At 69.5% G+C, this 13,232-nt stretch carries 14 protein-coding genes and 2 pseudogenes; 6 read left to right on the top strand and 10 right to left on the bottom strand.

Annotated features, from left to right (window positions below; all coding sequences use genetic code 11):
* The coding region (locus CS062_RS01320; RefSeq protein ID WP_143742220.1) for an MFS transporter at nucleotides 1-372 on the top strand (372 nt) is incomplete at its 5' end.
* 34 nt (nucleotides 373-406) lie between these two features.
* On the opposite strand, the gene CS062_RS01315 is transcribed toward CS062_RS01320, so the two are convergent.
* The 5 genes from CS062_RS01315 to CS062_RS01295 all read right to left on the bottom strand — a co-directional run bounded on the left by CS062_RS01315 (nucleotide 407) and on the right by CS062_RS01295 (nucleotide 4,767).
* Nucleotides 407-2,479 (bottom strand): TerD family protein, encoded by a 2,073-nt coding sequence (locus CS062_RS01315; protein ID WP_099859668.1) that lies wholly within the window; start codon nucleotides 2,477-2,479, stop codon nucleotides 407-409.
* A gap of 172 nt (nucleotides 2,480-2,651) precedes the next feature.
* Nucleotides 2,652-2,990: a nuclear transport factor 2 family protein gene (locus CS062_RS01310; protein ID WP_099859667.1), complete on the bottom strand. Its 339-nt coding sequence runs from the start codon at nucleotides 2,988-2,990 to the stop codon at nucleotides 2,652-2,654.
* Nucleotides 2,991-3,073: 83 nt separating this feature from the next.
* Nucleotides 3,074-3,649, bottom strand: a complete 576-nt coding sequence (locus CS062_RS01305) for a putative glycolipid-binding domain-containing protein (protein WP_099859666.1) — start codon at nucleotides 3,647-3,649, stop codon at nucleotides 3,074-3,076.
* Nucleotides 3,650-3,698: 49 nt separating this feature from the next.
* Nucleotides 3,699-4,106, bottom strand: a complete 408-nt coding sequence (locus CS062_RS01300; RefSeq protein ID WP_099859665.1) for a VOC family protein — start codon at nucleotides 4,104-4,106, stop codon at nucleotides 3,699-3,701.
* A 13-nt stretch (nucleotides 4,107-4,119) separates the two neighbouring features.
* The gene (locus CS062_RS01295; protein ID WP_199174144.1) at nucleotides 4,120-4,767 is read right to left on the bottom strand and encodes a LysE family translocator; all 648 of its coding nucleotides are present in this window, start codon (nucleotides 4,765-4,767) and stop codon (nucleotides 4,120-4,122) included.
* A gap of 100 nt (nucleotides 4,768-4,867) precedes the next feature.
* On the opposite strand from CS062_RS01295, the gene CS062_RS01290 reads away from it, so the two are divergent.
* Both CS062_RS01290 and CS062_RS01285 read left to right on the top strand, forming a co-directional pair.
* On the top strand, nucleotides 4,868-5,281 hold the full coding sequence (locus CS062_RS01290; RefSeq protein ID WP_099859663.1) for a VOC family protein: 414 nt from the start codon (nucleotides 4,868-4,870) through the stop codon (nucleotides 5,279-5,281).
* Nucleotides 5,282-5,316: 35 nt separating this feature from the next.
* A complete protein-coding gene (locus CS062_RS01285) occupies nucleotides 5,317-6,120 on the top strand; it encodes a TlpA disulfide reductase family protein (RefSeq protein WP_099859662.1) in 804 nt (267 codons plus the stop codon).
* Here the strand turns inward: CS062_RS01285 and CS062_RS01280 are convergent.
* Nucleotides 6,112-6,645 (bottom strand): GNAT family N-acetyltransferase, encoded by a 534-nt coding sequence (locus CS062_RS01280; protein ID WP_099859661.1) that lies wholly within the window; start codon nucleotides 6,643-6,645, stop codon nucleotides 6,112-6,114. The genes CS062_RS01285 and CS062_RS01280 overlap by 9 nt on opposite strands.
* A gap of 247 nt (nucleotides 6,646-6,892) precedes the next feature.
* On the opposite strand from CS062_RS01280, the gene CS062_RS01275 reads away from it, so the two are divergent.
* From CS062_RS01275 to CS062_RS01265, 3 genes are read left to right on the top strand one after another with little or no spacing between them, the layout of a single operon-like run.
* Nucleotides 6,893-7,405: a GNAT family N-acetyltransferase gene (locus CS062_RS01275; RefSeq protein ID WP_099859660.1), complete on the top strand. Its 513-nt coding sequence runs from the start codon at nucleotides 6,893-6,895 to the stop codon at nucleotides 7,403-7,405.
* Nucleotides 7,402-7,845: a GNAT family N-acetyltransferase gene (locus tag CS062_RS01270; protein WP_099859659.1), complete on the top strand. Its 444-nt coding sequence runs from the start codon at nucleotides 7,402-7,404 to the stop codon at nucleotides 7,843-7,845. Before CS062_RS01275 ends, CS062_RS01270 begins: the two co-directional genes overlap by 4 nt.
* A gap of 49 nt (nucleotides 7,846-7,894) precedes the next feature.
* A complete protein-coding gene (locus CS062_RS01265) occupies nucleotides 7,895-8,530 on the top strand; it encodes a DJ-1/PfpI family protein (RefSeq protein WP_099859658.1) in 636 nt (211 codons plus the stop codon).
* Nucleotides 8,531-8,564: 34 nt separating this feature from the next.
* On the opposite strand, the gene CS062_RS01260 is transcribed toward CS062_RS01265, so the two are convergent.
* The 4 genes and pseudogenes from CS062_RS01260 to CS062_RS01250 all read right to left on the bottom strand — a co-directional run bounded on the left by CS062_RS01260 (nucleotide 8,565) and on the right by CS062_RS01250 (nucleotide 13,232).
* Nucleotides 8,565-9,749 carry a VWA domain-containing protein gene (locus tag CS062_RS01260; RefSeq protein ID WP_099859657.1) on the bottom strand — a complete coding sequence of 395 codons (1,185 nt, stop codon included), beginning with the start codon at nucleotides 9,747-9,749 and terminating at the stop codon, nucleotides 8,565-8,567.
* Nucleotides 9,746-11,647: pseudogene (locus CS062_RS01255) on the bottom strand (DUF5682 family protein); the annotation flags it as partial. The gene CS062_RS01260 and the pseudogene CS062_RS01255, both read right to left, overlap by 4 nt.
* A 173-nt stretch (nucleotides 11,648-11,820) precedes the next feature.
* Nucleotides 11,821-12,114: pseudogene (locus CS062_RS27165) on the bottom strand (DUF5682 family protein); the annotation flags it as partial.
* Nucleotides 12,115-12,134: 20 nt separating this feature from the next.
* Nucleotides 12,135-13,232 carry an ATP-binding protein gene (locus tag CS062_RS01250; protein ID WP_099859679.1) on the bottom strand — a complete coding sequence of 366 codons (1,098 nt, stop codon included), beginning with the start codon at nucleotides 13,230-13,232 and terminating at the stop codon, nucleotides 12,135-12,137.

The following is a 13,232-nucleotide window of genomic DNA, read 5'->3' as shown; positions in this document are numbered from 1 at the left end:
GCCGACCGGCGCGGCCCGGGCGTGGTGACCCGGCTCGGCGCCTTGCTGGTGGTGCTGTCGTTCGCGGCCATGTCGGTCACCGCCTGGCTGGACCGCGGTGCGGCGATCGCCGTGCTGGTGGTGCTGGCGATCGTCTTCGACTTCGGCGTGCAGGCAGCGCTGGTGGCGCACCAGACCATCGTCTACAGCCTGGACCCGGCCGCGCGCAGCCGGTTGAACGCGCTGCTGTTCACCGGCATGTTCATCGGCATGGCGACCGGCGCAGCGCTGGGCAGCCTGCTGCTGGCGCACTGGGGCTGGCTGGGCGTGACCGGCCTGGCGACCGTCGCGAGCGCCGCGGCGCTGGTCGTGCGGCTCACGGCTGACGAGTGAGGCGCCTGGCGGGGCAAGCACCCCGCGTCTCTCGTCAGAGGAAGGCGGCGCGGATCTCGTCGAGGGCCAGCGGCACGATGCCCTCATCGACGCTGAAGATCGTCCGGGCCTGTTCGCGCTGCTGCACCCGTTCTCCGCGAGCCCGGACGTGCAGGTCGAACAGCGTGTACAGATCCGGTCGGATGGTCTCGTGCATCGCGCGCAGCATCTGCGAGATGCGGCTGTGGTTGCCCGGCACCGCGTTGTGCCAATGGGGATGCTCGGTCAGCGCCAGATCCGCCCAGAGCATCTCGTGGCGTTCGAGATCCAGGATCAGTGGCAGGCAGATCCTCGTGTTGGCGCTGATGTCGATCTTGTCGACCACCGTCCGGGCATCGAAGGCCTCGCCCGAACCGGGATGACGCCGCGACATCCAGCCGGCGAAGCATTCCGGCAGGTCGCAATAGGCCTGGGCCGTGTAGCTGTTGATGCACATCACGATGAAGCGCGCGCGCCGCTGATGCACCTTCGGGAGATCCAGGTCGATGAACTCCGCCGCGCCCTGTGGCGCGTCGACGATGTCACCGCTGTGCACGCCGTAGCCCCCCGTCCCGCGCAGGTTGTAGAAGCCCAGGGCCTCGACGAGCCGGTATTCGCTGTCGAACATGGCCGCGGACAGGTCGATGTCGGTGCGGCCCCGGCCGTTCTTCCACCACAGGAAGAAGCGCAAGGTTTCCCCCATGGGCAAGGGCACGCGGCTCCCACGCGCGAGCGTCCGCAGCGACTTGGAGGCGCTGCGCTGCGCCAACGGGATCATGTAGGTGCGCAGCGCCGGATCGATGTAGCTCGGGCCGAGTGGCGCGAGCTCGGCGAACCGCGCCAGCAGGGCTTGCTCGCAAGCGTCGACGATGGTGGCGGCCAGCGCCTGCGGCACGGCAGGCCTCCGGTCCGCGATCGAGAAGATCTTCGACACCTCGCCTTTGGGCGTGAACGCGCGGATCGCCGGCGGTGCCGCTCGATGCCGGAAATGCGTCATGACCTGAAGCAGCACGGGCGTAGACACGCGCGGCGCGAGGGCCGCGAAGCGCGCCGCCAGTTCCGGCGTGGCCGCAGGCGAGCGCAGCAGGACGTCGAGCTTGCGCGCGTACTCGCCGGGGCGCTCCGCCAACCGGGCCGCGGCGGCGGCGACATCGCCCGTCGCGAGCGCGCGTTCAACGCCGCTGGCCCAGTTCGGAGGCGCCGTGTCGTTGCGCAATTGCTGGAAGGCCTCGTGCGCCTGCGGAAAGCGCTCGGCGAACTCGCCGGGATGCAGCCGCTCGCCCAATCGCTTCCAGGGCTCGCGCCAGCGCATCATGTCCTCGATCGGACGGTGCATGCCCTCCAGGGCCTGGAGGATCAGCTTGCGCCAGGCGCGCCCCATGCGGCCAAAGCGCGTTGGCGCCGCCAGCGACGCATCGCCTTCGAAGAGCGAGACCGCGACGCGCAGCAGGTCGGTGGCAGTCCCGCAATGCGTCAGCAGGAAGGCGTTGGCGCGCTCACCCGGCACCTCCCGCAGCAGCGTGGCGGCCACCAGCGCGAGGTTTTCCTTGAAGGGAAACTTCGCGGGCAAGAGGCGGAAGATGCCCTCGCGATACTGGCGGATGAACCAGGTCACATCCTCGCGATCCTGCTGCGACAGCGAAGTGGGCGCGCCCGCCAGCTGGGTGAAGATCCGTTCGAACTCCTCCGGACTGCCCAGATCGAGCACGCGCGGCCGCTGGCCTTCGAGGGCCGCTTCACGGCGCGGCTCGTCATCCGGCAAGCGGCTGTGCGTGAGGTAGTGATGGATCGCGTTGAGGAACAGCTCCGCGTCCGACGCCGCCATCACCTGGTCAGGAAAGCCGGGATAGAACGGCCGGTGCGCCTGATGCGCGCCGGTGAGCTGGTGAAGCTCGCGAAGGAGATCGCGCGACACCGACGCGAGCCGCAACGCGTCGAGCGTGGCAAGGCGCGCGGACAGCGCTTGGGACATGACGTAGCCCAGTCCCGTCAACTCCTTCTGAAGCGTGGCGACCTGCGTGGGCGTCGCCGTCCCTTCGCCAGCGGCCACATGCAGCTTCGATCGACGGCGGACAAAGATGGCGTGCAAGGTCGTCCCTTCCCCGGGCGCTCCGGAAACAACAACGCCTGCCGGGCGGCAGGCGAAGGGCGGAAAGCGGAGGCTCTAGATCAGTGGAAGAGAAGGAAGAACCCCCATAGCCGCGCCGCGACCTTATCACGCGTGCCCGCGCTTCGCCAATACCGCTTCTCGCAGGCACCGATCAGTCCCGCCGACCGAGATACGCCCGGATCGCGCTGATGCGGCCTTCGTCGTCAAAGTCCAGCACGTCGACCACGAACAGCTCGATGTGCCCGTCGACGACGATGCGCAGCTCGCCAGCGACGGAGCGCTCGCCTTCGAGCACGCGCAATACCTCAATGCGGATCGACGCCGCCGATTCGAAGTTCTTGCGCGTCTCGACGATCGCGGCGTCGCGACCCTTCACCGAAAGGTTCCAGTCGCGCAGCGTCACCTCGGGCGCGAGCATCGCGGCGATGCCGTCCAGGTCCTTCGCTTCGTAGCGGCGCAGGTAGTCGATGAAGATGGCTTGCAGGCTCATGGGGTGGTGTCGGACGGAAGGCAAGGAAGGCTGGCGCCAGGGCCGGCCCGGATCGCGGCGCATTGTGGCGCGAAGCGGCTGGCTCACACGCGGCGGAACAGTCCCGGGTAATCCACCACCAGGCCGTGCTCGTCGACCTCCAGGTCCGCGGTGAAGCCGGACCCGTCCAGCGACTCGAAGCGATAGCGCCGCTCGTCGAGCCGGGTATAGGCCTGCGCCTGAGGTCGCACGGTCAACGCGGTGCCATCGACCCACGCCATGCGGAACTGGCGCCGCTCGCCGACCGCCAGGGGCACACGCCGAATCGGAAAGCTGTTGGTGAACGGGGTGGGCCAGATGTCGATGTCGAGGCAGCCCTCCAGCGCGGGGAGCGCCGCGCCGCGGTCATCGGTCCAGTGCCCTTGCCCATCGGTGGCGAGACGCATCGTGCGCGCAGCGACGCCCTCCTCGCTGATCAGCGACAGCTCCGCATCGCGCAGGCACCACTGCGGGTCCCAGCTCAAGCGGTAATGGAGGCGGAACGGTCCCCGTTCGTCGTCGATCGCAATGACAAGCCCGTCGGCCTGCCCCTCCGAGAGGCGCAGATGTTCGATGCCGACCTCCGGATGCGAAGCGCCCCAGTTCGGGATCCAGCAGACGATGCGGGGAATGGGAAACATGTCGGCTCCTGTCCCTGCGTGGGCAAACGACGTGCGAGAGCCGCTCGGGTCAGTCCGTCGAAGGCGCTGCCGGCGAATGGCAGGCCACGCACAGCTTGTTCCCGTCGGGATCGCGGAAGTAGGCGCCGTAGTAATGCTCGTGGTAGTGGGGTCGCAGGCCCGGCGGGCCTTCGCAGCGACCGCCATGCGCGAGCGCCGCCGCATGGGCCGCATCGACCATCGCGCGCGAGCCGGCCAGGAAGGCTGTCATCTGCCCATTGCCGGCGGCGTGCGCCATGTCGTCGAAGGGCCGTCCGATCAGGAACAGCGGCCGCGGTCCCGGCACCGACTGCCAGCCGGCCCAGGGCCGCGAAGGATCGCAGAAGCGCTGGGGCAACTCGAGCGCTGCCATCAGCGGCGCATAGAACGCGAGCGCCCGGTCGAAGTCTCCGACGCCAATGAACACATGCGAGAACATGGTGCTGTCGCCCTTACTGCGTCCGCCCGCGCCAGCCGATGAGGCTGACGCCAAGCGCCACGAAGCACGCGCCGAAGCCGCGGTTCATGACCTTCACGCGGCGAGGCGAGGCCAGTCCGCGGCGCAGCCCGCGAGCCAGCACGACGTAGAAGCCATGGGCCAGCACGGCGCAGAGCGAGAAGGTCACCGTCAGCACGACGAAGTCGCGCAGCGCCGTCTCCGGATGGTTCATGAACTGCGGAAACAGCGCGGTGAAGAACAGGATCGCCTTCGGATTGGTGAGCGCGACCAGGATGCCGCGCAGGAACAGGGCCCGGCGCGAGAGCCCCGCGGTTTCCGTCGCGGGCGCGTCGCCGTCCGCGGTCCAGGCCATGCGCGCGCCCTGGCGCCACTGCTTGATGCCGAGCCAGATCAGGTAGTAGGCGCCGAGCAACTTGACGACGAGAAACGCCTTCGCCGAGGTGGTCAGCAGCACGCCCAGCCCGGCCGTCGTGGCCGCCGACACCGCCAGCAGCCCGATCGCGTTGCCGAGCGAGCCGACCATCGCTCGCCGGGGCCCGACGCTGAGCGAGTTCGAGACGGCCATCAGCACGGCCGGTCCCGGCGTGAAGGTGACGAACAGCGCCACGCTGACAAAGCCCAACCAAGCAGCCACATCCACGACGAACTCCCAGCGCACGACACAGGAAGCGGCGATGTTACCGGCGGCACTGCCGAGGCTAGGATCGCCGGATCGATTGACCCTCGAGCGGGAGTGCCCCATGCGATCGCTGTTCCACCTGGCCTATCACGTGCGCGACCTGGACGATGCCCGCGCCTTCTACGGCGGCGTGCTCGGCTGCGAAGAAGGCCGCAGCACCGACACCTGGGTCGACTTCGACTTCTTCGGTCATCAGATCTCGCTGCACCTGGGCGAGCCGTTCAAGACCGGCAACACCGGCAAGGTCGGCGATCACCTGGTCCCGATGCCCCACCTGGGCGTGATCCTGCGCATGCCCGAGTGGCGCGCGCTCGCGGACCGATTGGAGGCACAGGGCATCGAGTTCGTGCTCAAGCCGAGCATCCGCTTCGCCGGCCAGCCGGGCGAGCAGGCGACGATGTTCTTCCTCGATCCGTCGGGCAATCCGATCGAGATCAAGGGCTTCGCGTCGACGGACGGCATCTTCGCCACCTGATCGATGCGCGGAAAGGGACGCTCCGGAAGGACGCCATGAGCGACGCCGTCGCGATCGGCCCCTTGGTCCTGCCCTGGACCTTCGTCCACCTCTGCATCGCGGTCGCGATGTCGAGCGCCGTGGCGACGCTGCTCGCGCGCCGACGCCGGCAGGATGCCGGTCCGCTGCTCTGGCGCTGCCTGCTCGTCGCACTGCTGTTCGCGCGGCTGGGCTTCCTCTATCAATACAAGGAGCTCTACGTCGAGCATCCGCTCAGCATCCTCAACCTTCGAGACGGCGGCTGGTCGCCAGAGATCGGGATCATCGCGATGTGGATGTACGCGACGTTCCGGTTGAGGAACGCGCCGGGCCTGCGCGTGCCGGCATCGGTGCCGCTGGCGATCGGGACGACGCTGATCGTCGCGGGACAGCTCCAGCTCGCGCTGCAGCCCGCGTCCGTGCCGCTTCCTCCCCTCCAATTCACGCGATTGAACGGCGATCGATTGGATCTTGCCGCGCCCGACGGCAAACCGGTGCTGGTCAACCTGTGGGCGACCTGGTGCGGGCCTTGCGTCCGCGAGATGCCGATGCTCGCGCAGGCGCAGCGCGATCGCCCCGAGGTGCGCTTCGTCTTCATCAATCAGGGCGAAGACGCGGACCACGTCGCGAAGTGGCTGAGCGCTCAGCGCCTCATGATGGACAACGTCGCCATCGATGAACGGCGCCAGGCAAGCGCGGCCTTCAAGCAGGCCGGTTACCCGACGACGCTGCTCTTCGACGCTTCGGGCCACCTGGTGGCGAAGCGGACCGGCGAACTTTCTGAGCCGGCCCTTCAAGCGATGTTGACCCGGCTACGCTGAGGCGTGCAGACGCTGGTAGAGACGATCGGTCGTTTCGATGTCGACGGTCCCTGCGAGTTCGATCGGTGCGGGTTCGAACCCCAATCGCGACAGCAACGCGATCGAGCGCGCATTGCGCGTCTCCGTCGAGGCCAGGAACCGGGTCACGCCGTGGGTGGCGAGCAGGTAGTCAAGCATCGCCGTGGCGGCGCGCGTCGCGTGCCCATGTCCGCGCGCTTCCGCATTCATGACATAGGCGATCCAGCACCGGTCGCGTGCTTCGATCGTGGCTTGCACATAGCCGATCAGCCTGCCGTCGACGCGTCGGACCATCCAGTTGAACCAGAGTTCGCTGCCGTCGGGCGAAGCCCCCTTGGATCGCCGCTCGAAGGCGGCCTTCAACCAGTCGAGCGTCGGTGGTCCTTCCGGCGCGAGGAACTCGTAGATCGATGGATCGGCGAGCACGGCGTGCATCTCTTCGGCGTGACCGACGGAGACGGGTTCGAGACGCAGGGAAGGCGCAAGCAACAACGGGAAGCGGTTCATCGACGCTTTCAAATTCACGCCGCTAGCCGAGGTGGGGCTTGCAGCACTCGGACCGGCTCGTCGCCATGCTCGCCAGCAGGGCTGCCTTCAGGAGGCGGTCACCCGGCGATTTGCCGCTGCGCAAGGAGGCTGTGAGATCCATGGCCGCGAGTATCGGGCCCAACTCATTGGATGCCTCCCGCGCGTGCCCCGGGGCCTCGTCGCGTCCCTGCGTAGCATCGTCCGGTCATTCATCTGGTACGTCCCTATGCAACTCCGCGCCATCACGCTCGACGACACCACCGCCATCGACCTCGTCGCCCAGCGCATGCGGGCGACTCTTGTCGAGGTCGAAGGCGAGCAAGCCGGCGGCAGCATGTATTCGATGGACTGGCTGCGCGATCGCGTGCGATGGCACCTGGACGGGCGCGCCGCCGAAGTCGTCGTCGCCGAGGATCCTGCTGGCGCGATCGCTGGGCACACGATCTATCGGATTGAAACCACCGCTGGCGACACGCCCTTCGGCTTGGTCTCCACGACCTACGTCGTACCCGAAGCACGGCGGCTCGGCATCGCGCAGCAGTTGCTCGAGCGCGCCGAGTCGTGGTTCAGGGCGCGCGGCCTGCTGCAGTGCTGCACCTGGACCTCGTCGACCAATACGCCGCTGATCGCGCTCTACACGCGCAACGGCTTCACGGAAGCCGAGCGGGCTCCCAACGAGTTGACGCGGACACCCATGGTCCGCCTCGCCAAGCCGCTCACCATCGAGGTCCGCGCATGACCGCGCCCTTCTTCACCGTCACCGCATTCGACGTTCCCAAGCCTGGCCTGGAGGCGCTGGTCGGAGCCGGTCTGGACCAGTACAACGATGCCCTCGGCGACCGCGGCGCCTTCGACGGCCAGCAGCCGATTTCCAGTGCCGCCCACGACAGCGGCGGCCGCGTCATTGGCGGCGCGGTCGGCCGCACCCTCGGGCGCTGCTGTGAGCTCCAGCAGCTCTGGGTCGACGCCGCCCATCGCCACACGGGCGTCGGCAGCGCGGTCGTGCGCGCCTTCGAGCAACGCGCGATCGAGCGCGGCTGCGACACCTTCTACCTGAGCACCTTCAGCTTCCAGGCCCGACCCTTCTACGAGCGCCTCGGCTACACGATGCAACTGGAGATCCCCGGCCATGGCGCGGCGGGCTCCAAGTTCTTCATGGTGAAGAAACTCGGCGCCTGATCTCCCCTGGACGCCGCGCCGCGGGCACGCACCTTGCCGCCCCTGCGGCATGAACGCTCCATCCCGCACCGTCCATCTCTACCTCTTCGAGGGCTTCGCCGACTGGGAGGCCGCCTATGCGGTCGCCGGCATCAACACGCCGGAGTTCCAGAAGTCGCCGGGCATCTGGCAGGTGAAGACCGTCGCCGCCGCGGGCGCCAACCTCGCGCGATCGATGGGCGGCCTGTCGGTGATGCCCGACATCCGCCTCTCGACGCTGTTCCCGGATGACAGCGAGTTGCTGATCCTTCCCGGCGGTGCCGGCTGGGACAAGGGCGAGCACCTGGAAGCGGCGAAGAAGGCCAAGGAGTTCTTGGACGCCGGCAAGCGCGTCGCCGCGATCTGCGGCGCGACCGCCGGGCTGGCGCGGCTGGGCGTCCTCGACGACCGCCAGCACACCAGCAATGCGCTGGCCTATCTGAAGGGCGTGCCGGAGTACGCCGGCAGCGACCGCTATGTCGACGAGCCCGTCGTCGTCGACCGCGGGCTGATCACGGCCGGCGGCATGTCGGCGCTGGACTTCGCGCGCGTCATCTTCGAGACGCTCGATATCTATACGCCCGACACCCTCGAAGCCTGGTACCAGCTCAACAAGACCGGCCAGTCGGCCTGGTTCGCGAAGATGGCGCAGCGCGACGGGCGCTGAGCGCCGGCAACCCACTCGCTCGTTCCCACGCGTTTCAACCGCCCTTCGCCGCCGTCACGATCCCCTGCCCGGCCGCCCAGGCGCCGATGTCGTCGCGGCGGATCGCCGCGGCCATCAGGCCCGGGAAAGCGTCCGGCGTGCACGCGAAGGACGGCACGCCGAGCGCGGCCAGCTTCGCCGCGAGCGCGCGGTCGTAGGACGGCGCGCCCTCGTCGCTGAGCGCCAGCAGCGCCACGCACTGCACGCCGCTCTCGACCAGCGACGCCGCGCGGCGCAGCAGCTGCGGCTCCACGCCGCCCTCATAGAGATCGGAAATCAGCACGAAGATCGTGTTGCGCGGCTCACGGATCAGCGACTGGCAATAGGCCACCGCGCCATTGATGTCGGTGCCGCCGCCCAGCTGGACGCCGAACAGCAGATCCACCGGATCGTCCAGCTGCTCGGTCATGTCCACGACCGCCGTGTCGAAGACCACCAGCTTCGTACTCACCGCCGGCAGCGAGGCCAGCACCGCGCCGAAGATGCTCGAGTACACGACCGAGTTCGCCATCGATCCGCTCTGGTCGATGCACAGCACCACCTCACGCTGCGGCCGCCGCGCCTTGCGGCCGAAGCCGTGCAGCGTCTCCGGGATCACCGTGCGATGCGTCGGCTGCCAATGCCGCAGGTTGGCGCGGATCGTGCGGTGCCAGTCGATCTCCGCCAGCCGCGGCCGGCGGTTGCGCTGGCTGCGGTCCAACGCGCCCGTCACCGCCGCGCGCATCGGCTCCTCGAGCCGCTTCATCAGCTCATCGACGACCTGGCGCACGACGCGGCGCGCCGTCTCCTTCGTGCCCGCCGGAATCACCCGCGACAGCGCCATCAGGTTGGCCACCAGGTGCACGTCCGGCTGCACGCCCTGCAGCATCTCCGGCTGCAGCAGCATGTCGCGCAGGTTCAGACGCTCCAGCGCGTCCTTCTGCATCACCTGCACCACCGTGCTCGGGAAGTACTTGCGGATGTCGCCCAGCCAGCGCGCCACGCGCGGCGCGGAGTTGCCCCGGCCACCGCGCCGGTCATCGCCCAGCCCGCCGCCATCGTCGTAGAGCGCGCTCAGCGCCTGGTCCATCTCCGCCGCGTCGCCATTCAATGCGCCGCAGCTGTCTTCCGCCTCGCCGCCGAGCACCAGCCGCCAGCGGCGCAGGCGATCCGCATCGTTCTTCTCGTCCGAGCCGCTCATGCGTCCACTCCCAACATCGCGCGCAGCAGCGGCAGCGGCAATGCCGCGCGCGCCTCGTCCCATTCCGCAGGGGTCGGCGCCATCGCCCCGCCGCCGCCCTTGCGCGCCGCGCGCTGACCCAGGTCGCGGCGCTCGGCCGCGTCGAAATGCGCGAAGGTCCGCCGCACCAACGGCAGCACGCGGACGAAGTGCTCCTCGTCGAGCCCGCTCAGCCAGGCATCGACCAAAGGCCACACGCCATCGTGATGCAGCAGCACCACCGCGTTGCGGTTGAGGAAGCCATCCAGCCACGCCGCCGCCTTGCCCGGCTCGGCCGCGCGCGACAGATGCAGCGAGATCGCCGTGCCGGCGTCCTCCGCCGTGATCAGGCCGTCGTCGAGCAGCAGCCGCGTGCACAGACCCCGCAGCAACGCATGCGCGCCGTCACGCGCCGCGAGTTGCCCGATCGCGGCTCGCCATTGCGTGGAGGGATCGGTCTGCCGCCCCGGATCGCGCAGGCGGATCGCCGATTGCGCGCCCAGCACGCGATCGCGGCACTGCGAGGCGGCCGCGTCGTCCAGCGAATCGCCCGCCAGCGGCAGGCTGATCGCCGCCCGCGTGACCAGCCCGTCGAAGACATGGCCCACCATCGTCGCGTCGGTCTGCCGCACATTGCCGTAGCGGAAGACATTGGCGAGCGGGGGCAGCGCGGCCAGCAGTTGATCGGCATCCCCGGTCACCGCGGCGTGATCCTGCAGCGCGCGCGACGCCACGATCACCGCCTCCGGCAGGTCCGCCAGCAGCACACGGTCCACCAGCTCGGCCAGCGCGCCCAGCGTGCGCTCACGGCCGCAGCGCTCGGCCACCGCCGCCGTCGCCGCCTGCGCGACCGACTGGCCCCAGCGGCTGGCCTCGATCAGGCGCAGCGCGAATTCCGGCTGCCATTGCAGCGACCACACCTCGTGGAAGGTGCCACGCGAGGACTTGCCCGTGCGCGCGATCTCGCCCCATGGCAGATCAATCAGCCGCAGCCGGTGCAGCAGATGGCTGCGCGCCAGGTCGTTGGGCTGTCGCAGGTCGAGGTCCAACGTCTTCTGCGTCGCCTCGGGCTTCATCCGCAGCGACTTCTGCATCTGCTCGAGGTCGCGTTGCAGCGGCACCGTCGGCACGCCGGCCGGCACCTGGCCGAGCCGATCGCCGATGACCAGCTCGTCGCGGATGAAATCGAGCACGGCCTCGTCGCCCAGCGTCATCACGGTGCGCGTCGCCTCGTGCAGCTCGTCCAGGCCCGGCGCCGGCCGCTGGCGCAGCGCGGCCAGCGTGTCGGCCAGGCGGCTCGCTTCGATCAGGTGCGCGGAGGAGCAATCGAGGTCGCGCTCCCGCATCAGCCGCGCGACGCGCGCCAGCCACCCGATCGCGCGCGGCCGCCGCTCGCCGTCGAGCCCGCTCAGCCACAGATGCTCGTACCAGCCCGGCGAATGGATGCCGGCGCCGTAGCCGCTCTCGCGCGCCAGGTGGCGATAGGTCCAGGGCACCCAGGTGCTGGTGACCTTCAGCTTCGGCAGTCCCTTGAGCAGCCCCTGGTCGGCCTTCATCGTGACGTCCGCCTGCAGGCCGCCGAGGTGCCATGCGCCGCAGACGACCGCGATGCGCTCGAAGCCCTCCTTGCGCGCGGCGCGGATGCACTGCCGCATGTGGGCCTCGCGCAGCCCCTCGCGGCGGGCGCGCGGCGTCTTCGGATCGAGCGTCTCGTCATCGCCGGATTCGGCGCGCAGCGTGGTCATCGCCTCGCCGATCGCGGCGAAGAGATCCTCGCCGTCGCCGCGCTCCTCGACCATGTGGTTCCACCACGCCTCGCCATCGGCGTAGCCCGCCGCACGCGCGAACCAGTCCAGCGGGTCGCCACGGCGCGATGGCGCGGCATCGGGCGTCTCCGCGGAGACGGGCTGCGCTCGCCCTTCCCCCGCCTGCTCTTCCCCCGTCTGCTCATCCCCCGCCTGCTCATCCCCGCCTGTTTTTCCTCCGGCCCGTCTTCATCCCGGCCCTCTTGGCCCGCCTGCTCCAGCGCCAGCGACACCCCCACCGGCAGGTCGATGAACCGCGCCGGCACGCCGGCCCCGACAGCCCAGCGCAGGGCCTGCCATTCCGGCGAGAAGCTCGCGAACGGGTGGTACACCGCGCGGCTCGCGTCCTCCACACCATGCGTCAGCAGCGCCACTGGCGGCGCCATGCCCGCCTCCAGCACCGCCGCGACGAGGCCGTCCGCCTCGGGCGGCCCCTCGATCAGCACGCAGTCCGGCTTCAATGCCTCGAACGCGGCCAGCAGGCTGCGCGCGCAGCCGGGCCCGTGGTGCCGGACACCGAAGTAATGGACCGGATCGCTCATGGGATCTCGCGGTTCAGCGCTCAGGACTGCTCGCGGCAGGCGCGATACAGGTCCTTCCAGTCGGCGCGCTCCTTGACGACGGTCTCGAGGTATTCGGTCCACACGACCTGGTCCTGGACCGGGTCCTTGACGATCGCGCCGAGCAGGCCCGAGGCCACGTCGCGCGGGCCCATCACACCGTCGCCGAAGTGACCCGCCAGCGCCATGCCGCTGTTGATCACCGAGATCGCCTCCGCCGTCGACAGCGTGCCGCTGGGCGACTTCAGCTGCGTCCTGCCATCCTCGGTGCGGCCGTTGCGCAGCTCGCGGAAGATCTGCACGATGCGGCGCACCTCCTTCAACGCGGGCGGCTCGGCCGGCAGCTGCAGCGCGGCGCCGAGTTCCGCGACCCGCTTGACGACGATGGACACCTCCGCATCCTCGCTCGCCGGCACCGGCAGCACCACCGTGTTGAAGCGCCGCTTGAGCGCCGCCGACAGCTCGTTCACGCCCTTGTCGCGGTTGTTGGCCGTGGCGATCACGCTGAAGCCGCGCGTGGCCTGCACCTCGCCGCCGAGCTCCGGAATCGGCAGCGTCTTCTCCGACAGCACCGTGATGAGGCTGTCCTGCACGTCGGCCGGGATGCGCGTCAGTTCCTCGATGCGCGCGATCTTGCCGGCCCGCATCGCCTTCATCAGCGGGCTGGGCACCAGCGCGGCCTCGCTCGGGCCGTTGGCCAGCAGCTGCGCGTAGTTCCAGCCGTAGCGCAGCTGTTCCTCCCCGGTGCCCGCGGTGCCCTGGATCAGCAGCGTCGAGTCGCCGCTGACCGCCGCCGACAGGTGCTCGGAGACCCACGACTTCGCCGTGCCCGGCACGCCATAGAGCAGCAGCGCGCGATCGGTGGCGAGCGTCGCGATGGCGATCTCCATCAGGCGCTCGTCGCCGATGTACTTGGCGCTGACGTCGAAGCCGTTCTCCAGCGTGCCGCCCATCAGGTAGCGCAGCACCGCCCACGGCGACATCGCCCAGTTCTCGGGACGCGGACGCGTGTCCTGGCGCTTGAGCTCGGCGAGTTCCTCGGCGTACTGGTGCTCCGCGTGGCGGCGCAGGACCTGCGAGGCGGCGGAGGTGTCGGGCAT

Source organism: Roseateles chitinivorans (assembly GCF_002761755.1).
Classification (GTDB): domain Bacteria; phylum Pseudomonadota; class Gammaproteobacteria; order Burkholderiales; family Burkholderiaceae_C; genus Roseateles; species Roseateles chitinivorans.
The sequence above is the reverse complement of the archived record's forward strand: the minus strand, read 5'-3'. Positions and strand labels throughout refer to the sequence as shown.